Raw genomic sequence first — 19,255 nt, forward strand, 5'->3', positions numbered from 1 at the left:
CTTTATTACTTCGCGCTTTTCACGAAGTCACGCAGATAACTGCATTGACCATACACCTCCTGGTAAAGGCGTGTCTGGGAATAGTTGCTTTTTAATACAGGGAAGTAACGGTTACGTACCAACGCCGCATAGTATTTCTGACTGTCCTCCATCGGCGTAACATGTTTCTGGTAACAACGCGCGGCCATAAAGAAACATTTAGCCCTGAACTCCGGATCAGTGGCTGCCTGCGCTGCTTTCAGGTAATAACCCTCTGCGGCATAACAACCAAAATATTGTTTCTCAAAAGGATCTTTTTCGCAGGCTGTAGTATACCAGGTGGTAGACGGCCGGTATTTCTGCACAAAATTCCATGTCCTGCCGTAATAGGTAATGTTGAATAACCCTGTCGCATACTCGTAATATACTTTCGCATCTACAGGTGTTACCTTCATCTTCTCCTGTAAGGCCAGCATACGGTCTACATACTGCAATTGGGTGATGGGTTTAGAGAAAGCCCGTTCCGCAGTATCCGGACCGAAATCCTGGTACAGCTCTTTAAACACCAGGTAAGAAGCAGCCAGATTGTTAGCCTTCTTAAACCAGGGCTGAGCATTTTTGAAATCATGTACCCGCACATAACTTTCTCCAATGGTTGCATCCAGATCAATTCCTTTCGGGAAAAAGCCAGCCAGGTAAGACTCATAAGGCGTTTTGCCGGTAGATTTCATGAAGTTATGCAACTGTAATAGCTGTGCGCTGTTCATCTGGCCATAGATCTGGTCTTCGGCAGAGGCGCCGGAAAGGAAATAATCATAGGCCTTCAGGCTGTCACAACGGCCACGGATCAACGATTCTTTTACATAATCGCCCTGCAGATGATATTTAGGCGCCAGTATAGCACCCAGCAGATTGCGGTAGGTTTTTGCGAAAAACCGGTCCCGGCCAGACATCCACCATTTATCAGGCGGAGGCGTGGAGCCCATTTGTTCATCCAGCCATTTGAAAGAAGCCAGCAGCTTGGTTTCCAGCGCAGCGTCGATGCTCTTTTGTTCATTAACATTGAGCAGTATATTTACTACTTCCCACTGATTGCGGATGTCCGGTTCTTTACTGTTAACCTTATTCAGCATAGCCCGTGCTACCTCATAGTCACGGCACATATAGGAAAGGTAGGCGGAATTCACCTGCCAGAAGGCCAGGTCTTTTACTTTCCCTTTATCGATGATGCTGTTCATCCAGCCAATCATCGGGCGGATTTTAACATTCACCATCGACGCCAGTTCGGGCGACAGCTTTACAATAGCCGCCATAGAAGCAGAATCGGTGGAAGTGGAAACCGCCTTATTGAGGAACATGGATTCGAGTTTACTGATCTCACGGCCCAGCAATACGTTCATGGCCGGAGAAGCAGGGTCGAATGCATATACTTTTTTCAGTGGTTCCAGGTTCAGTTCGTCCGGTCTCATGCCATAAATAGCGGCCACCATAGCCTTTTCGCGATTGTCTTTACAAAGATTGTACACCGCTTCTTCCGGGGCATTTCCCCATCGCATACTGATGTAACAGCTGGTCCGCAGCGGCACCGCTTTATCAAACACACGGGAAAACAGGTAGGCTCCCTGTACAGAATCGCCCATATGCTGCACTGCGCCTGCTTTCAGCGCTAAAGACTTATAATACAGCAGTGAAGAACCCGCTTTCTTAAACAACTTATCGAAGGTAGCAGCAGCCTCTTCATAGCGGCCACTGTAATGCAACAACCTCACCTGCTGGAAAGCATAACGGTCACGGATATCTTTATTACTGGTTTTCTCATACAATTCAGCTGCTTCCTTTTCCAGGGCGGTCATAGCCGGTATATTCCGTTCCGGGGCCGACCATCGGTCACTCTGACTCACAAAAGGCTCGCAGGTTTTGGCGAAGAGCAGGTAACGGGCGGCTTCCTGGTTACGGTCTTCCTGCAGAAAACGGGCGAAAGTGTTTTTACTTACACTGTCCGGCAGCGAAGCAGTACTACGCGTAGCTACGGCAGACATCTCCTCTTTGGTGTACGTGTAAACATACTCCCGGATATCGGCTGCTTTTACTTTATCACCGGTAAACCGCTGCCAGTCGCCGATATTGATATCATACTCCGAAGAAGCGGCATCGTCATAGAAAGGCGACAGTCCCGAATAATAAAACGGTTCATATCCCGGTGCAGAGGGATAGGGATTAAAAAAAGAGATGTAATAATCATAAGGATCTTCCTCCGGCCCGCAGGACAGGGTATAGATCACATTGCCAAACAGTACGGCACAAAAGCTAATGAAAAAGACGATAAATTTTTTGTAGTTCATCCAACGGATAATTATGAAGCGTTACTGAATCCAAATGATAAAAAATAACAACGGGGTTATAGTCCTGTCGTTGCCGGGCCACCAGGCGGGCAACGGATTCCAGCGTGGCAGGGTCGCTGGTTTCGCGGCGTAACAAATTACCTGCTTTCAGCGGGTACCCGTTTACCAGGCTATCTTTCCGTACGGTATACAGGTATTTGCCTGATGGGGCAAACATGGCCGTATCATGCAGGGCTGCATCGCCAATGCTGCGGAGGATACCGTTATAGCGGCCATCCTTGAACAACACCGTCCAATCAAACAGCGGTAAAGCGATATCCAAAGGTACAGGATAAGCCGATACCCGGTCGTCTCCGATGTAGGATTTCATGGTGTTTTCATCCAGGATGGAGTTATGATCACCAGGCTTGCGGAGATCGCCCATATTATAGCACATCAGCAGACCTTTGTCTATCGGTGGTACGCCGCTGCTGGTCACAAACTTCACCTGGTGCATGCGGATGGTGGCGGAAAGCTGGCGCCCACGGAAAAAGGGTTGTTCCCGCAGCTGCTGTAAAAACGCGAAGTAGGCCTCACGGGAACTGCGGGTCCAGTCGCAGTCCATTTGTATTTCAGGAATACGGCTGGCGGGGATGTGATGGCATAATTGTTCCAGTAGCCGGTTGATGTTGGCTGCCAATGCGGTATCCGGCTTTTCCCACAACTCGTTGACGATAAATACTACGGGAACAATGTCTATGCTGTCCGGCAGCGGTGTCTGTTCCTTTAATATGGCGATGGGCATTGCCTTACCGGTGACCGGGTCTACATCGGCATCAAACATCTTCAGATAGAGGCGTTTGGCTGGTAGTCCGCGCAGGTATTGCATTTCGGTGGCGTTGCCGGTCCAGGCCTGTTTCCAGTAATAAAAGGCGGGTGTTATCTGGCGCGGTGCAGGACGTTGGCAGGCGAAGCATAGTATCAACAAACACAAAAACAGATAGCGGGGCATTCACATAAAATTAAATCAGTAATCTGCCACAGATAATACCGGCGGCAACGGCGGCGTTCAGGGATTCTGCGCCTCCCAGGCGCGGGATGGTGATCCTGTGGGTAGCCAGGGCTATCACTTCATCTGTCAGTCCCCGGCCTTCGTTACCAATCAGGATAATACCTTCCCTTATGGTGGAAAAACCGGTTATGTCCTTTCCATGCAGGGTGGCTGCAAAAGAAGGCAGCAGGCTTCCCTGCAACAATGCCGGGATCTCCAGTTCCTTCACTTGTACCCGGGCAATGCTGCCCATTGTGGCCTGGATGGTTTTGGGGTTATACACGTCCACACAATCCGGTGATACAATCAGCTGACGGATACCAAACCAGTCGGCTATACGAATCAGCGTCCCCATATTGCCTGGGTCCTGGATGGCTTCCAGTGCCAGTACCACCGAGCCTGCCGGAGGAAAACTGGTATCTGCCGGAGGCATATCCAGCAGCGCCATGGCGTTATTGGGCGTAGTGAGCGACGAGAGTTGTTTCAGTACGGCTTGATCCACTTCTTTTACAGCATCGGCCGGCAAACGGTCCAGCAGCGCCCCGTGCTGCAGCAGCCATGCCGGGGTGGCATAGACGGCTTTCACGGGCATGCCCGCCTGTAGCAGTTCCTGTACGATCTTATCTCCCTCCGCAATATACTGGCTGGATTTTTGACGGTTTTTTTTGTGCTGTAATGATTGAATATATTTAATTTGCGCCTTTGACAACATGGGGCCAAACCTACACGATTTCTTTTAATCAGCCAAGAAACAGGCTGCTGGAGGTAGGGTTCAGTATTACTATTTAAAATATCATAACGTTTTCGCCCGTGATGCAGCCGCCACCCAATTCTAAGATTTCCTTGCTGAGATATTTGCTGCTACTGGTTACAATACTGGCATTGGGCGCATGTTCCAACACCAAATACCTGCAGAAGGACCAGACCCTGTACGTTAGCAGTACGGTAGATGTAAAAGGAGAAATCCTCAGCGCTGAAAAACAGGATATCCGCAGCTCCCTGTCATCCAAATCACTGATGACGCAGCAGCCCAATAAAAAGCTGCTGGCTACCCGTATCAAGGTTTGGCTGTACAATCAAAAATATAATGAGAAAAAATCCAGCTGGTTCTGGAATATGGTACTCTCCAAAAGAAACATGGAAGCACCGGTAGTATACGATTCCGCTAAAACAAAGGAATCTATCTCCCGTATGACCAGCTACCTGCATAACCAGGGCTTCTTCTATGCTACCGTATCAGCCGATGCCAGCGAAAAAAGACATAAAACCAGCGTTACCTATAAAGTAAATACCGGCCGCAACTTCGTACTGGATAAAATTACCTACGTAGTGCCCGATTCCAATATCCTTGCCGTGGTAAACAGCCACCAGGACCTGTCTCTCCTGAAAAAAGGCGTCGCCTACAAATCGGCAACACTGTCATCTGAACGGGAACGACTCACCCGTGTCATCCGCGATGCCGGTTACTACAAGTTTGGCCGCGATGCTATCGAATTTGAAGTAGATACCCTCAACAAAGCATTGTTCCGCAACTCCCTCAATCCTTTCGAAGGATTTGTGAATATCTTCAACGAAAACAAAGGCCGCGAAAAACCCACCATGGATGTGGAAGTACGCATCAAAAATCCGGAAGATTCTACCGACGCTCGCTGGCAACGTTACCATATCGGCAAAATATACGCGTATCCCGATTTTGCGCTCAATGCCAATCCCAACGATTCCAGCCTGAAGGAAGACAAACGCAAATACATTACCATCCGTTCACACCAGGAAATACTGCGGCCTAAGCTGTTATCCAAATCTATCCTGCTCCGGCCCGGAGAAACTTATTCTATACAGCAGTATAACAATACAGTAAATAAACTGTACGACCTCGGCGTATGGCAGTTCGTCACCCTGCAATACAAGGAAAACAAAGATACCGCCCAGGCACTGGACGCTTATCTTTTCCTGACACCCCGCCGCAGGCAGGAACTGGGTGTCAACTTCGAGGTGAGTAACAGTTCCGACTATACGGTAGGTTCCGGTGTAAGCCTCAACTACCGGCATATCAACCTGGGCAGAACCGCCACCCAGCTGTCGATGAGCCTCAATACCGGTATTGAACTGGTGAGACTTCCCCAGGAATGGATACTGCAGTCGAGGGAATTTGGCGGAGAGGTAAGCCTTGCCTGGCCTCGTTTTGCATTGCCTTTCAACATCCGGCAGGCGGCCCGGTCCAATGTAAAAACAAGGCTCACTTTCGGCGCCAACTACCTGTCCCGTATATCCAAATTTGATATTACCAGTATCAATCTGAGCTACGGCTACGACTGGAACGAGAATATTTATAAACGCTGGATTGTAAAGCCTTTTACACTGAACTATGTAGGGGTGAACCTGAACCCGGATTTTAAGGCCAGCACCGTAGATATCAACCCTTATCTCAAACGCAGCTTTGAACCGGCGCTCATCGGCGGGGAAAATGTCACTTTCATTTATAGTAACAACGATCTGTTACATCCCCGGCACTACAGCTATTTCCGGGCAAACATTGAGGAATCGGGGCTGTGGCTGAATGGTATCAACAGCCTGGTGGATATGGCTACCAGCAAAAAAGATAATATTGAATCGCTGACAAAGGTGAATATCTCAAATTTTGTGAAGATGGAAGCCGATTACCGCCACTACTGGAAATTGGGTATCCATAGCGGCCTGGCGACGAGGATATATGCCGGGGTAGGTATTCCTTACAGCACTTCTGCCGTATTACCTTATGTAAGACAATTCACTTCCGGCGGTCCCAACAGCATCCGGGCTTTCCGCCTGCGCACGCTGGGACCGGGTTCCTTCAAGGATACCTCTTCCAGTGCCAAAATATTCCCCGATCAAACGGGAGATATGAAACTGGAAGGCAACGTGGAATATCGGTTCGATCTGCTACGCATGTTTGGCGGAACAATCAACCTCAAAGGCGCTACCTTCCTGGATATGGGTAATATCTGGATGATCAAAAAAGATTCTACCAGGCCCGGTTCTGAATTCCAGTTCAATCAACTCTTTCATGATCTGGCTATCGGTACCGGCGTTGGCCTCCGGCTGGATTTCTCTTTCTTCCTGATCCGCCTCGACTGGGGCATCCCGCTGAAAGTACCGTATTACACCGATAACAAAAACGGCTGGTATCTCAGTGAGTGGGACCTGAAAAACAGCAAATGGCGAAGAGACAATATTATCTGGAATATCGCTATTGGTTATCCGTTTTAGGCGCACTGTTGGCGATAATGAAAGTCTCCATGTCAATGGCTTCTTCCAGCCTGAAAGCACCAATGCGGGTACGGCATAAGCTGCTCAGATAAGCGCCGCAACCCAGGACAGCACCATAATCGTTGGCTAGTGAACGTATATACGTTCCCGTGCTGCATACTACCCGGAAATGTACTACCGGCAGCTCTATTTTGGTAATTTCAAATTCGGAGATAGTGATTTTACGAGGCTCCACTTTGACATCTACTCCTTTCCTGGCCAGCAGATAAATAGGTTTACCGTTTTGTTTAATGGCCGAGTGAATGGGTGGTAATTGCATGATCTCGCCTAAAAAGCCTTCCGTAGCGGCTTTCAGGGTAGCTTCGTCGATACCGTTGATGTCTTTGAAATTTTCAGGCTCCGACTCTTTATCGAAAGTGGGCGTAGTGGCTCCCAGGGTAAAAGTGCCGGTATATTCTTTCTCCTGAGCCTGGTATTCGTTGATTTTTTTGGTCATTTTACCGGTGCAGCAAATCAGCAGCCCGGTGGCGAGCGGGTCCAAAGTGCCGGCATGACCTATTTTGGCTTTGGTTAAATTTCTTATTTTGCGTACTACATCAAAGGAAGTCCATGTCAGCGGTTTATTAACCAGTATTACAGCTCCTTCCTGGTATTGCGTCTTGTCGGTTGTTTGCATTTCGCAAAGATAGCTAAATCACGTTTAGCCAACGATATCCTGTATAACCATGAGTTATATAGCAAAATATTATAACAAATAACTACTAAAAGCTTGAAGCTTTTGCATAAATTCACGCAATTTTGCTACCATGTCATTAGAACACCATAAAAATGCAACGCTCCGTTATCAGCAACAGGTAGACAACTCGCGTGAATACGTGATGACGTTTATCCAGCAGGAGTTTCCTCAGCTGGAAGGCCTGCGGGTGATGGAAGTAGGCTGCGGTGAAGGCGGCGTACTAACCCCGTTGCTGGAAAAAGGCTGCCAATGCGTAGGCGTAGACCTGTCGCCGGACAGAATTGAACTGGCGAGAAGTTTTCTGGGGAAATATGAAACGACAGGACAACTGAAACTGATCGCTAAAAATATTTATGATGTTGATTTCCTGGGTGAGTTCAGGAACTCTTTCGACGTGATCATCCTCAAAGATGCCATCGAACACATTCCCGACCAGGAAAAAATTGTAGGACACCTGAAACAACTGCTCACTCCCCGCGGACAGGTATATTTCGGTTTTCCGCCCTGGTATATGCCGCATGGCGGACATCAGCAAATTTGCCATAACAAATTCCTGAGCATGGTGCCTTATATCCACCTGTTGCCCAGGCCCATTTACAAAGGCGTATTAAAGATGTTCGGCGAAGAAAACGATATTGTAAATGAACTGATGGACGTGAAATCCACCGGTATTTCTATCGAACGGTTTGAACGGATTGTAAAACGCCAGGGCTATAAAATTACCCAACGTCGTTTTTACCTGATCAACCCGATCTATAAATACAAATTTAATGTCAGCGCCCGCGAGCAATGGAAGGCTATTTCAGCGATTCCTTATGTACGCGATTTCGTGACAACGTGTATGTATTATATGATCAAACCGGAGTAGTCTCGCAAAGATTTATAAGAGGGCAAAGAACGCAAAGGTTATTGAAGCGAATATAAGAAAGCAAAGGAGCGAAAACCAAATGTTGGTCTTCGCTCCTTTGCTTTCTTAAAAATATTACATAAAAAATCTTTGCGCTCTTTGCCCTCTTAGAATGCATTGCGAGCACTACGCGTTCCATATATCCCACGATGCTTCCGCTTGCAGGATCAGCATTTCATGCCCGTTTTTGATGACGGCGCCTTGCGCCGCGCCCTTTTGCAGAAACAGTGTTTCCGCCGGATTGTACACCAGGTCATACAACAGGTGACGGGAACTGATAAAAGCATACGGTATCTCCGGGCATGATTCCACGTTTGGATACATCCCCAGCGGCGTGGTGTTGATAATCAGTGTGTGTGCTTCCATCACCGCCTGGTCCAGGGAGCTGTAGGCCACGGCGCCATTACCGGGTGTACGGCTGGCAACCGTGTAAGCGATATTCATCTCCTGCAGGGCATACATCACCGCTTTGGCAGCGCCGCCGGTACCCAGTACCAGGGCTTTGTTATGATGCGGTTGCAGCAAGGGTTGCAGGGAGTTCCGAAACCCGATCACATCAGTATTAAAGCCTTTCTTTTTCCCGTCTTTAAAACGGATGCAGTTGACCGCGCCGATTTGGGCGGCGGCATCACTGAGTTCGTCCAGGTAAGGGATCACCTGTTCCTTGTACGGAATGGTCACATTCAGTCCGCACAGGTCCGGATGTTGGGCCAGCAGTGCCGGCAACTCCGTGATAGCAGGTATCGGGAAGGTTTCGTATTGATGTCCGGTAATATTTTCCGTCTCAAATTTCCGGGTAAAAAACCCTTTGGAAAAAGAGTGGCTCAATGGATAACCAATAAGGCCGTATGTTTTCATGCAGTGTTTTTTAGGGAAAATAAAAGGGACCTGGTTATTTATCATAACAGGTCCCTCCATATCTTATTCTTTAACGAAATTATTCCTTGTCCAGAAACAGGTGGAAGGTGTCGCCTCTCAGGCCTACACGCATTGCTTCCAGGGAGATCACCTCATTAGGAGCGAGGTTACCCAGGTTAGCGTTGCACCCTACCAGTTCCAGGAAGTACAGCTGTTGCGCTTTCTGAGGTGCTTCCCAGATGATTTTTTCAGCCGGGATCTGGGTCAGGATTTCCTGTACCAGGCCTTCGCGTACTTCGCCGGTACCGCGGTAGATACCTACGTTACCGCTTTCGCGGGCTTCTGCGATCACATAGGTTGCGCCGGCAGACAGTTCCGCTCTCATTAATTCAATCCATTTATAGGGAGGGATAATATGTTCCGCATCTTTGGAGCCTACCTCACTCAGTACCAGTCCGACTTTGGACAGTTTTTCGATGTAACCGCATTTTTCCGCATGCGGGATGATGATAGAACCATCAGACACCTCCATGTAAGTAATACCAAAATCTTTCACCAGTTTCACATATTCATCAAACTGATTACGGATCAGAAATGCTTCAAACAAAGTACCGCCAAAATATACCGGAATGTTAGCCGACTGGTAAAGCTCAATTTTTGCGCGCAGGTTAGGCGTGACAAATGCAGTACCAAAGCCGAGTTTCAGGATATCTACATGAGGTCCCGACGCCGATAAAAAATTTCTTGCTTCTTCCAAACTAAGCCCCTTGTCCATCACCATGGTCAGCCCATGGGTGCGGGGTTTCTGCGTCCTTTCCGGGATTTGTGTCAGATTAAAATTCATTTGAAATATTTTTATCTTCTTATTGGTCAGTAAAACACATACTATTTACCTCACCTGGCAAGTTGGGATAGTGTAGCTGCAATTTTAATAACCGGAAATACAATGGCTTATGTCCATGACAATTTAAAAAGCCGGCGCAAAAATAAGAAGACTATACTTTATTTTAAAAGTAAATAACATTGGTTAACGTTTCCTGCGGTATTGAGCGATCAGGTCAACCACACTCACATGCTGTAAAATCGCGGGATCCAGCTCCACCAGCTTCTTCAGGATTTTGGGTGCCTGTTGCAGCGCGGTTTCCAGGTGCAACAGTCCTTCCTTCGTTTTACCCATGGCAATAAAAATAGCGGCACGGTAATACTGGAACACCGGTTTTCTGCCTGCTTTTTCTTCGGCGGCAGCCAGTTGTTCCATCGCTTCTTCCAGAAAACCAAACACATACAACCCTTTCACCAGTTCCTGCCAGGGCTGGGCGCTCTTGGGGCGGATACGGACGGCATTCACAAAATGCTGCAGGGCCTCTTTTTCCTGGCTCAGCTGCAGATAACATTCGCCCAGGCTCATGTTGTATTCTGCACTCTGTTTGTTTATTTTCAAGGCACTCTGCAATGATTTGGCGGCATTCTCCCAGTTTTCCTCCATCATGTAGGCAACGGCTATCTTGTAATACAATTTGTCGTCGCTGGGGCTCAGATGGGAAGCTTTCCGGTAATAATAACGGGCCTGGGTATATTTACGTTGCCGTTCATAACAATGACCGATCGCCTCATAAATCACGTCTTCCGGCTTGGCAATTTCAAGATGTTTCTGCAACACCTCAATAGCATCGGCGTACTTACGTAAACGGATATAGGCATCGCCCATGTTACGATAGGCGTAGTCAAATTTCTCGTCGATGGCTACGGCATACTGGTAAGCATCAATCGCTTTCTCATACAGCTTCAGGCCCTGATAGGCCGTACCCAGGTTAAACCAGGCCAGGTGGTTGAACGGATGTTCATCAATGATCTGTGTATGCAAACGGATACTCTCTTCGTTTCTACCGGTAAACTCCGTCCAGAAACAGATCTTGTGCAACGCTTCCTCATTATTGGGCTCGTGTTCCAGCGCCATTTTCAGGCAGTCGAACACTTTCTCGAATTCCTCCCAGTCATCGTATACGTCTGCCAGTTCCAGCAACAACTCCGTCTTATCCTCCCCTTCAAACTGGTCAATCTGTTCATTCAGTACATCCGCGGCCTTCTGATGCTGGTTCAGTGCCAGGTATACGTCGGTCTGCAGGATATACAGATTGATATCGTTGCGGTCCAGTAAAGCGGCTTTATCCAGTAAATTAAGGGCTTCTTTGTACTTTTTGGTTTCTATCAGTAAGTTGGCCTTTTTGAGAAGTAGGGTTGACGAATATGGGAACTGCGCTATGGCTATTTCGGCGGCTTGCAATGCAATCGGCATTTCGTCCTGCTCGTCATAATAGTCTATGATCTGTTCAAAGGAGTCCTCGTCCAGAAAAGAGTGAGATTTACCCGCCCTCAGATTTTCAAACTGCTGCAACAAGTCTCTCAGATCATCAAAATCCTCGTTTAAAAAAGAAAAATCTTTACTCATTAATGTAAATATAAGACTTTTATGTATCCGCCAAATTGCAGCGCCAGATACCGTTTATAATTTTTTTAACATTTTATTAAGATTTTGTTGTAAATTGCGTTAAGAATTTGTTATATAAAGGATAGAAAAGTTCGTATATTTGTGTTACAATGAAAACGCATATCAACATATCAAAGACCTTTTCATTGTCCTGTCTTTTAGCAGGAGCTATGGCTCTGTTCGCTATAAGCGCGCTGGCCAACAATTCCATGTTGCCCTCCGATAATGAAAAAGAAAAGGCGAAGAAAACCGACAACACGCATTTTGTGTTGAATACCGCCATGCCCAAAACCAATCTCGCCCTGGATGCCGGCTACCGGTTTACAGGCAGCTACAATTCAAACTTTAAGTTCACCAATACCAATGTGATCAACTTTCAGTCTGTAATGTCCTATACCAAGGGTAATACGACTTATGTAGTGCCTTACACTGTACAACCTATACAGCAGCCACCAGGCAACATGAACTTTCAAAAACTGCAGATCATTCTGCCGCTTAAGAAAGGATAACTTTAACGTTTCTTCAAATACAAATAGGGGCCTATCAGCATTGATAGGCCTTTTTATTTCTCCCCGGGGCTGAAGCCATGAAGCCCTAAGCTACGATGTTATTCAGGCCCCTTCGCACTCAAAATTCAATTATTAACGGATTGTATCCATCTTAGACCAGGGGACTTGAAACACCATACTTTTTTTGCAAGATTCCTATTGTTTACGAGAGACAAACGTCGTAGCCCAAGAGCCAGGGCTACCTTGGGTTGGCGGCTAGCGCTACATCCGCTTCATTTCCTCCGGGCTCACCACCTTATACCCTGTCTTCGGTACGTCAAAATAAGAGGCGGGGATGGGGAACAACTCTACCTTGGTAGCCACTACACGCATTTTAGAGCCTGTTTTCGTCACTATTTCGAATTCAAGGGGCATACCCTTCAGATTCACAAAACGGCGGTTATATTGCCTGTTTTCGGGCACCAGGTCGGGCGTATAATACACTTCGAAAGTAGCCCCGTCCGGCATAACCCCCAGGGCTTTTTTACAGTTATAACCAGCTATTTTCCGGGTTTCAGCCTGATCTTTGAACTGTACGTTCTCAAACTGCTTCAGCTCCTTTTCGTATTGCTCTTTACTGGCGCGGATCAGGTAACGGTTACCATGCTGGTCTATCAGCGTAGTCATGCTCTCATCCTTGCTGTTAATCAGGTAAGTATATTTAACAATGTTGAAATCCATATCTATCCTGCTCAACTGCCCCCGCATATATTGGGTCAGCGTACTTCCTTCCTGCATGGCATCTTTTTGTGCTTCCTCAGGCGGCAGGTCAATCTTATAAACAATCTTGGCGTCGGAAACGACGCGTTGTGCCAGTATAGGGCTGGTTATCCACAGCAGAAAATATGTTAAAAACAACCGGTATGACATAGTCGTGGTGTGTTGGTGAGTGGTTGATCGCTGGTACAGGTTACCATACAAGCTTTTCTTTTTGCAGAAACGCAGCTATCCCGCGTTTACAGTCTTCATGTCCCCGGGTGGCAGCATTCAGTTGCGCCGCATGCTCCAGCCCGTCTTGTATAGGTAAGTCCAACACTGTGCCAATCAATTTTTTGGTTACTTTAAGGGAGTTGGCGGAAGCGTCGTTACACAGACTGGCAGCCACTTTAGCCACATGCCCGCGAATTTCCGCGGCAGAGACAACGGCGGTAATCAGGCCATCATGGGCGGCTTTTTCAGCGGTCACCAACCGGCCGGTCAGTAATAACTCCCTGGCTCTTCCCTCTCCTATCTTCCTTACCAGGAAAACGGCTACCAACGCGGGAATAAAGCCAATTTTCACTTCGGTGTAGCCCATCATCGCTTCAGGTACAGCATAACTCAGGTCGCAAACCGTTACCAGACCGCAACCGCCGGCTACTGCATGACCTTCTACCTGGGCTATCACTACTTTATCAAGCTGATAAATTTCCCGGAAAAGCAGCATCAGCTCCCGCGAATCAGCCAGGTTTTCATCATAGGTGTTTTGCTGCAACTGCTGCAGGTATTCCAGGTCAGCCCCCGCGCAGAAAGCCTCGCCATTGCCTTTCAAAACAATCACTTTCACGGCTGTATCTGCGTTCGCCCGGACAAATGCCTGCCTAAGCTCCGCTACCAGCTGACCATTCAGCGCATTCCGCTTATCGGGCCGGTTCAGGGTGATCGTGGCGATCCGGGACGCCACCTCATATTGCAACAAGTTGAACTCCATAACCATAAAGAATTATGCAGTACGGATGGCCAAAAGGACCATCCGTACTTTCCAAAGCAATATAAGGAATAAACTTTTAATGAGTAATCTCCTGGATCACTTGTCCAACGTTGCCGCTAGGCATCTGGATTTGCAGCAGGGCGGCGAGTGTAGGGGCAATATCGGTCATACCGACAGTACGGTTGGTTTTACCTGGCTGTACACCCCAACCCATCCATACCAGCGGGATATGCGCGTCGTAAGGGTACCATAAACCGTGTGTAGTACCGGTTTTGCCACCATCGATGTAGGCAGGAGCCAGCACTACCTGGATGTCGCCGCTTCTTTTGGTGTTATAACCGTTGGTCATCATAGTGCGGATGGGTTCCGGTAATACGGTCACCATCAGGTCGCGGATCGGGAATACTTTGGCAATAGCCGGAGATTTCTGCAGCGTAGTGATCATGAACCGCTCAATATCGTTGTAGTTTTTGCCGGAAGCTTCAATGGCATCATGGTTCATCCAGAACTGATAGTTATCCACCGCTTTGATGGCGTCTTTTACGCCAAATTTCGCAGCAATTTTATCATTCAGGTCTTTCATGGCTGCCTGGTCGCTCCAGGTGCCGCCCGGTAGTTTGTTTTCTTCCAGGAAGCCCGGCACGTGGGCAACGCCATGATCCGCAGTAATGAAAAACAGGTACTGCCCTTTGCCGATGTGAGCGTCGAGGTATTGGAAGAAAGTAGCCAGGTCATGGTCCAGGCGCAGGTAAGTATCTTCTGCTTCGATGGAGTTAGGTCCAAACTGGTGTCCTACGTAGTCGGTGGAAGAAAGGCTGATGGCGAGGAAGTCGGTTACGGCGCCTTTACCCATATTATAGGCTTCCATGGCCTTTTTGGCAAATTCCAGGGTCATGGTATTACCGAAGGGAGAGGCGGAAATAGCGCTGTTGGCAATACCACTCAGGTCATGCGGGAAAGAAGTACCGGTAGTGCTGTTTTTATACTTTCCTTCATAGGCTTTTTCATCTGCCGTACTGAGGGTATAAGTCGCGGCCGGATACAGAGTGGTCCACGGTTTCGCGAGATACTGCTGCGGCCATTTTTCGTTATTGAACTGCTGTGCCCAGGCTGGCAGTTCGTTCATATAGTAAGAGCTGGTTACCCAGTTACCGGTGCTGCCGTCGTACCAATAAGCGGCGTTGGCGCTATGGCCGGCAGGCAGGATGGCGCCGCGGTCTTTGATGGCTACGCCCACTACTTTACTCTGGAAGTGGTTGGACAGGCGCAGTTCATCGCCGATGGTGGTCACCAGCATATTACGCGGACTCATTTTACCGGCGCCGGAGCTGCTGCCCACGGTGCTCATGGTGGTATCTTCCGCGCAGTACATGGTACGTCCTATCTCAGGACTGTACCAGGTGTTGCCGATAATGCCGTGTACGGCCGGTACGGAGCCGGTATACACGCAGGTATGGCCACAGGCGGTGATGGTGGGTGTATAGTTGATCAGCGTATTTTCGCAGGAAAATCCTTCCCGCAACAGTCTTTTAAAGCCTCCGGCAGCATACCTGTTGCTGTAGCGGTACAGGTAGTCCCAGCGCATCTGGTCTACTACCATACCTACGATCAGCTTCGGTTTGGCAGTTGTTTTGCTGTTTTTGGCTGTCGCCAGATGATTGAATGGTTTTGGTGAAGTGGCCTTTTGTGCCTGAAGGCCTGAAGCGGCGATAAACAGGGCAAAGCCAAGCAGGTAAATCCTTTTCATTAGATATTATTACTTTTTATAAGATAAATATATTTTTGCAGGTAGAGCCCGTTAAGCAAAAGAAGCATTAAAATGACGCCGGCAAATGTAATCGAAGTTTAGGGAACACAATATTTTAATACCTTTGTGTCCTCTTTTTATAAAAGCATTTAACTATTACATAATATAGCGTATGGATATTTTCGAGAAACTGCTGAAACACATGGGCCCCATTGGGGAGCATTCAGACAGAGCCCATGGCTATTTCGCATTTCCTAAACTGGAAGGTGAAATAGGCCCCCGCATGAAATTCCGGGGCAATGAAAAGATAGTTTGGAGCCTCAACAACTACCTGGGGCTGGCCAATCTGCCGGAAGTACGGGCTACCGATGCAAAGGCAGCTGCCGACTTTGGCCTGGCCGCGCCGATGGGCGCCCGCATGATGAGCGGTAACACCAACTATCACGAACAGCTCGAGCGAGAACTGTCCGACTACATGGGTAAAGAAGATACCACCTTGCTGAACTACGGCTACCAGGGCATTATGAGCGCCATCGACGCTATATGCGGCCGCAGGGACGTGATTGTATACGATGCGGAATGCCATGCCAGTATCCTGGACGGCTTACGCCTCCACCCCGGTAAACGTTATGTGTTCAAACACAACGATATCGAAGATTGTGAAAAACAACTGAGACGCGCAACAGAACTGGCTAACGCACAAGGTGGCGGTATCCTCGTGGTGACGGAAGGCGTATTCGGTATGGCCGGCGATCAGGGTAAACTGAAAGAAATTGCTGCACTGAAAGATAAATTTGAATTCCGCCTGCTGGTAGACGACGCCCACGGCTTCGGTACCATGGGTAAAACCGGCGCCGGTACCGGCGAAGAACAAGGTGTTCAGGATAAAATCGATCTGCTGTTCAATACTTTCGCTAAATCCGGCGCTTCTATCGGCGCTTTCATCAGCGGCGAAAAAGCCATCATCAACTACCTGCGTTATAATATGCGCTCCCAGATCTTCGCGAAATCTATTCCGCTGCCTATCGTAATCGGCCACCTGAAAAGAGTGGAACTGATGCGCAAACACCCGGAAATGAAAGCGAAACTGTGGGAAAATGTGAATAAACTGCAGAATGGCCTGAAAGCCCGCGGTTTTAACATCGGTAAAACCAACTCCCCTGTTACGCCTATCTACCTGCAGGGCGATATTCCGGAAGCCACCGCTATGTGCCTGGACCTCCGCGAAAACTACAACATCTTCTGCTCTATCGTGGTATACCCCGTTATCCCGAAAGGCCAGATCATCTACCGCCTCATTCCAACTGCTGCTCACACAGATGAAGATATCGAACTGACCCTGAAAGCTTTCAGCGAAACCAAAGCCAAGCTCGACGAGAAAGTTTACCAGGTGGCAGAAATTCCAATGGTATAAGCTATTTATCAGCTTTTTATATAAAAAGCCTTCCTGCTAGCAGGAAGGCTTTTTTATTATCACGTTGATTATACGCTAAACCGCTTTCCATCAATCCTCTTTCTCCCATACAACTCATATGATATACCCTGCTCTTCCCATATCGCAAAAAGTGTATTCATCGCACTAAGGTGTTGCTCATAAAACATCAGCCCTATCCTGATTTCTTCCCCTTCGTATCGGAATACAAGCTCACTCTTGTCCCCGTCACTATAGTCCGGCACTTTCATCCCCGAACGCACGCGAACTGGTTCCAACTCCATCCACATATACCCCCGAAAATACAGTTTGAGATCTGTTATCGTTGAAAGCTGATACCTGGTTGTATCCGCGCCTGAAGCAACAATAATCTCCTGATCAGTCAACGCACACGCTCCTATTTCCTTATACCGATCGAAAAAATTCTGCACCACAGCAGCCAGCATAAAACAGCCGCCGGCATAGATACCGAGAAACCTGACACTGTCAATAAGTAAAGCAGTTATAGAAACAATCAAACCAACTGCGAATAAAAGCCACAACGCCCTTACCACCAGGGGTACATACCTTTTCACAACCGTAAAGCGAACATAAAATTGCATAGGGACTCCATTTTCCGGGTTAAAAACAGATATTGATGAGTTCGTTAACAAAACTACTTCAAAAACAGGATCATCTAAAATAACAAAAGGGCTGAGTTTCCTCAGCCCTACTCAAATCGTTCTTTCACTAGGTGTAAAATTTCACTAAATTTTCATCAGGACATGGTAGAATATATGGTCTTCATAGAATTTGGAATAACCAAGTGATTCCAAGTATCTTATATAATAATCTTTTTTAGATTTAGCGCTGTATCATTGTTACAATTCAAATGTAGAGCAGTTTTTCCAGTATCATGTAACACCAATGTGGGATTTTGTTAATAGCTTGTTAAAGTATTGTACTGCAACAATAAATCAGCTAATCGCCGAATCTTCCGCTTTTTCGTCTCTTGCGCAATAATTTTCCGGATTGCGTAAATGCTTCCCGCAATACAGCACTACCTTTGCAGCCACCACTGCTCAATAGCTGGTACAACATATAACTGACCACCATCAACCGCCGGGACATAGCACTTTCGTGCCCGCCCGGTAAACGGTCACCCGGCAAAGCAGGTTAAAAAATTAACAAAAAACTTGAAACAGTACTGGCACAAGAAGATTTTTGCGGTTCACCGTATAGCCGGCCTCGTTGTAGGCATCATGCTGCTGTTTGCCAGCATCACCGGTAGCCTGCTGGTTTTCAGCGAAGAAATAGACGAAGCCCTGCACCACGAAACCTGGCATATCACGCCCGGTACCGAACGCAAACCGCTGTTTGATCTGCTGCAAGCTGCCAGTAAATCCCTGCGGGGCGGCACCCCCTACCTCTTCTTTTCCCGCCTGCCGCAAACACCGGAAGAACCAACCATCGTCAGGGCAGAATACGCACCGGACTATAAACTGTATATCTTCCTGAACCCTTATACCGGAGAAGTCATTCACCAACATACCAACACCGGCAATTTTTCCGGTTTCCTGATATACCTGCATTTTTCCCTGTTAAGCGGGAAAACAGGCGCCAGGATCATGCTAATCACCAGTGTATTGCTATTCCTGTCACTACTCACCGGTATATGGGTATACCGGAAAGCTATTGCGAAAGTGCTCACGTTCCGGCTAAAACTGGAATGGCAAAGCCGTACCCGCCGCTGGCGCAACCTGCACCGCATTATCGGGGTATGGGCCTTATTGTTCAACACGCTCATCGCCTTCACCGGATTCATGATGCAATTGAAAGTGCTGGATAACCGGAAAACAACCGGCCCCTTTCCGGAAGCAGGCGCGCCCATTCGCATTGACTATGAATCATTGCTGGTAAAATCAGCCGCCCAAATCCCGGGCTTTGAAGTGATGGGTATCCGCCCGCCGAAAAAATCCGGCGATCCCATACGCGTGCTGGGCCATGCCCACGAACCGGCTATCTGGGGCCGCTACAGCTCTTCTGTACAATTCGATCTGAAGGGTCAGGTGAAAAAAACGGTCAATTTCACCGATGCCCCCTGGGGCGATAAATTCAATGCTGCCATGGCGCCCCTGCATTATGGCAACTATGGCGGTATTCCGCTTAAAATACTATATACCCTCCTGGGCCTTACTCCCGGCATCCTTTCCATATCCGGTTTCCTGATATGGTACCGCCGGAAATACATTATTAAAAAACATCAGCTTTGA

The 19,255-nt window shown here is 47.9% G+C and carries 16 protein-coding genes; 5 read left to right on the plus strand and 11 right to left on the minus strand.

All coding sequences use genetic code 11. The features are described from left to right. Window positions 1-5: 5 nt before the first annotated feature. Genes ICL07_RS29755 through ICL07_RS29765 form a run of 3 tightly spaced genes read right to left on the minus strand, consistent with a single transcriptional unit; the run spans window position 6 to window position 4,063 of the window. Entirely contained in the window at window positions 6-2,321 is a 2,316-nt protein-coding gene (locus ICL07_RS29755) for a hypothetical protein (protein WP_188091716.1), read from the minus strand. After that, window positions 2,287-3,312 (minus strand): hypothetical protein, encoded by a 1,026-nt coding sequence (locus ICL07_RS29760; RefSeq protein ID WP_188091717.1) that lies wholly within the window; start codon window positions 3,310-3,312, stop codon window positions 2,287-2,289. The genes ICL07_RS29755 and ICL07_RS29760 overlap by 35 nt, the downstream gene beginning before the upstream one ends. Window positions 3,313-3,322: 10 nt before the next feature. Then, entirely contained in the window at window positions 3,323-4,063 is a 741-nt protein-coding gene (locus ICL07_RS29765; protein ID WP_188091718.1) for a TrmH family RNA methyltransferase, read from the minus strand. Between the two features lie 131 nt (window positions 4,064-4,194). Here ICL07_RS29765 and tamL point away from each other — a divergent pair, with 131 nt between their 5' ends. Further along, the gene (gene tamL / locus ICL07_RS29770; RefSeq protein WP_188091719.1) at window positions 4,195-6,597 is read left to right on the plus strand and encodes a translocation and assembly module lipoprotein TamL; all 2,403 of its coding nucleotides are present in this window, start codon (window positions 4,195-4,197) and stop codon (window positions 6,595-6,597) included. Here the strand turns inward: tamL and truB are convergent. Next, window positions 6,578-7,273, minus strand: coding sequence for a tRNA pseudouridine(55) synthase TruB (gene truB, locus ICL07_RS29775; protein WP_188091720.1), 696 nt, complete (start codon window positions 7,271-7,273; stop codon window positions 6,578-6,580). The two genes, tamL and truB, sit on opposite strands and share 20 nt — an antisense overlap. Before the next feature lie 130 nt (window positions 7,274-7,403). Between truB and ICL07_RS29780 the strand changes: the two genes are divergently transcribed. Next, window positions 7,404-8,201, plus strand: coding sequence for a class I SAM-dependent methyltransferase (locus ICL07_RS29780; protein ID WP_188091721.1), 798 nt, complete (start codon window positions 7,404-7,406; stop codon window positions 8,199-8,201). Window positions 8,202-8,366: 165 nt separating this feature from the next. On the opposite strand, the gene ICL07_RS29785 is transcribed toward ICL07_RS29780, so the two are convergent. The 3 genes from ICL07_RS29785 to ICL07_RS29795 all read right to left on the minus strand — a co-directional run bounded on the left by ICL07_RS29785 (window position 8,367) and on the right by ICL07_RS29795 (window position 11,547). After that, a complete protein-coding gene (locus ICL07_RS29785; RefSeq protein WP_188091722.1) occupies window positions 8,367-9,098 on the minus strand; it encodes a shikimate dehydrogenase family protein in 732 nt (243 codons plus the stop codon). Between the two features lie 79 nt (window positions 9,099-9,177). Further along, entirely contained in the window at window positions 9,178-9,942 is a 765-nt protein-coding gene (locus ICL07_RS29790; protein ID WP_188091723.1) for a phosphosulfolactate synthase, read from the minus strand. A gap of 183 nt (window positions 9,943-10,125) precedes the next feature. Then, window positions 10,126-11,547: a tetratricopeptide repeat protein gene (locus ICL07_RS29795; protein WP_188091724.1), complete on the minus strand. Its 1,422-nt coding sequence runs from the start codon at window positions 11,545-11,547 to the stop codon at window positions 10,126-10,128. A 209-nt stretch (window positions 11,548-11,756) separates the two neighbouring features. Here ICL07_RS29795 and ICL07_RS29800 point away from each other — a divergent pair, with 209 nt between their 5' ends. Beyond that, on the plus strand, window positions 11,757-12,095 hold the full coding sequence (locus ICL07_RS29800; RefSeq protein WP_188091725.1) for a hypothetical protein: 339 nt from the start codon (window positions 11,757-11,759) through the stop codon (window positions 12,093-12,095). A 261-nt stretch (window positions 12,096-12,356) separates the two neighbouring features. Here the strand turns inward: ICL07_RS29800 and ICL07_RS29805 are convergent, their stop codons facing one another. From ICL07_RS29805 to pafA, 3 genes are all read right to left on the minus strand, one after another. Then, on the minus strand, window positions 12,357-13,004 hold the full coding sequence (locus ICL07_RS29805; protein ID WP_188091726.1) for a DUF4412 domain-containing protein: 648 nt from the start codon (window positions 13,002-13,004) through the stop codon (window positions 12,357-12,359). 40 nt (window positions 13,005-13,044) lie between these two features. After that, the gene (locus ICL07_RS29810; protein WP_188091727.1) at window positions 13,045-13,824 is read right to left on the minus strand and encodes an enoyl-CoA hydratase/isomerase family protein; all 780 of its coding nucleotides are present in this window, start codon (window positions 13,822-13,824) and stop codon (window positions 13,045-13,047) included. A gap of 76 nt (window positions 13,825-13,900) precedes the next feature. Further along, on the minus strand, window positions 13,901-15,571 hold the full coding sequence (gene pafA, locus ICL07_RS29815) for an alkaline phosphatase PafA (RefSeq protein WP_188091728.1): 1,671 nt from the start codon (window positions 15,569-15,571) through the stop codon (window positions 13,901-13,903). Between the two features lie 172 nt (window positions 15,572-15,743). Between pafA and ICL07_RS29820 the strand changes: the two genes are divergently transcribed. Continuing rightward, complete coding sequence (locus ICL07_RS29820) at window positions 15,744-16,985, plus strand: aminotransferase class I/II-fold pyridoxal phosphate-dependent enzyme (protein ID WP_168871784.1); 1,242 nt, start codon at window positions 15,744-15,746, stop codon at window positions 16,983-16,985. Window positions 16,986-17,053: 68 nt separating this feature from the next. Here ICL07_RS29820 and ICL07_RS29825 read toward each other — a convergent pair whose 3' ends face one another. Continuing rightward, window positions 17,054-17,605, minus strand: a complete 552-nt coding sequence (locus tag ICL07_RS29825) for a hypothetical protein (protein ID WP_188091729.1) — start codon at window positions 17,603-17,605, stop codon at window positions 17,054-17,056. 573 nt (window positions 17,606-18,178) lie between these two features. Here ICL07_RS29825 and ICL07_RS29830 point away from each other — a divergent pair. After that, window positions 18,179-19,255: a PepSY-associated TM helix domain-containing protein gene (locus ICL07_RS29830; RefSeq protein ID WP_188091730.1), complete on the plus strand. Its 1,077-nt coding sequence runs from the start codon at window positions 18,179-18,181 to the stop codon at window positions 19,253-19,255.

Origin of the sequence: Chitinophaga qingshengii, assembly GCF_014529935.1 — a bacterium.
Classification (GTDB): domain Bacteria; phylum Bacteroidota; class Bacteroidia; order Chitinophagales; family Chitinophagaceae; genus Chitinophaga; species Chitinophaga qingshengii.

Excerpts from the sequence above, each read along its gene's own strand:
- ICL07_RS29810 (WP_188091727.1), bottom strand. The coding sequence starts at position 13,824 with ATGGAGTTCAACTTGTTGCAATATGAGGTGGCGTCCCGGATCGCCACG.
- ICL07_RS29780 (WP_188091721.1), top strand. The coding sequence starts at position 7,404 with ATGTCATTAGAACACCATAAAAATGCAACGCTCCGTTATCAGCAACAG.
- ICL07_RS29755 (WP_188091716.1), bottom strand. The coding sequence starts at position 2,321 with ATGAACTACAAAAAATTTATCGTCTTTTTCATTAGCTTTTGTGCCGTA.
- ICL07_RS29795 (WP_188091724.1), bottom strand. The coding sequence starts at position 11,547 with ATGAGTAAAGATTTTTCTTTTTTAAACGAGGATTTTGATGATCTGAGA.
- ICL07_RS29805 (WP_188091726.1), bottom strand. The coding sequence starts at position 13,004 with ATGTCATACCGGTTGTTTTTAACATATTTTCTGCTGTGGATAACCAGC.
- ICL07_RS29790 (WP_188091723.1), bottom strand. The coding sequence starts at position 9,942 with ATGAATTTTAATCTGACACAAATCCCGGAAAGGACGCAGAAACCCCGC.
- ICL07_RS29800 (WP_188091725.1), top strand. The coding sequence starts at position 11,757 with ATGGCTCTGTTCGCTATAAGCGCGCTGGCCAACAATTCCATGTTGCCC.
- ICL07_RS29785 (WP_188091722.1), bottom strand. The coding sequence starts at position 9,098 with ATGAAAACATACGGCCTTATTGGTTATCCATTGAGCCACTCTTTTTCC.
- ICL07_RS29765 (WP_188091718.1), bottom strand. The coding sequence starts at position 4,063 with ATGTTGTCAAAGGCGCAAATTAAATATATTCAATCATTACAGCACAAA.
- ICL07_RS29820 (WP_168871784.1), top strand. The coding sequence starts at position 15,744 with ATGGATATTTTCGAGAAACTGCTGAAACACATGGGCCCCATTGGGGAG.
- truB (WP_188091720.1), bottom strand. The coding sequence starts at position 7,273 with ATGCAAACAACCGACAAGACGCAATACCAGGAAGGAGCTGTAATACTG.
- ICL07_RS29825 (WP_188091729.1), bottom strand. The coding sequence starts at position 17,605 with ATGCAATTTTATGTTCGCTTTACGGTTGTGAAAAGGTATGTACCCCTG.
- ICL07_RS29760 (WP_188091717.1), bottom strand. The coding sequence starts at position 3,312 with ATGCCCCGCTATCTGTTTTTGTGTTTGTTGATACTATGCTTCGCCTGC.
- pafA (WP_188091728.1), bottom strand. The coding sequence starts at position 15,571 with ATGAAAAGGATTTACCTGCTTGGCTTTGCCCTGTTTATCGCCGCTTCA.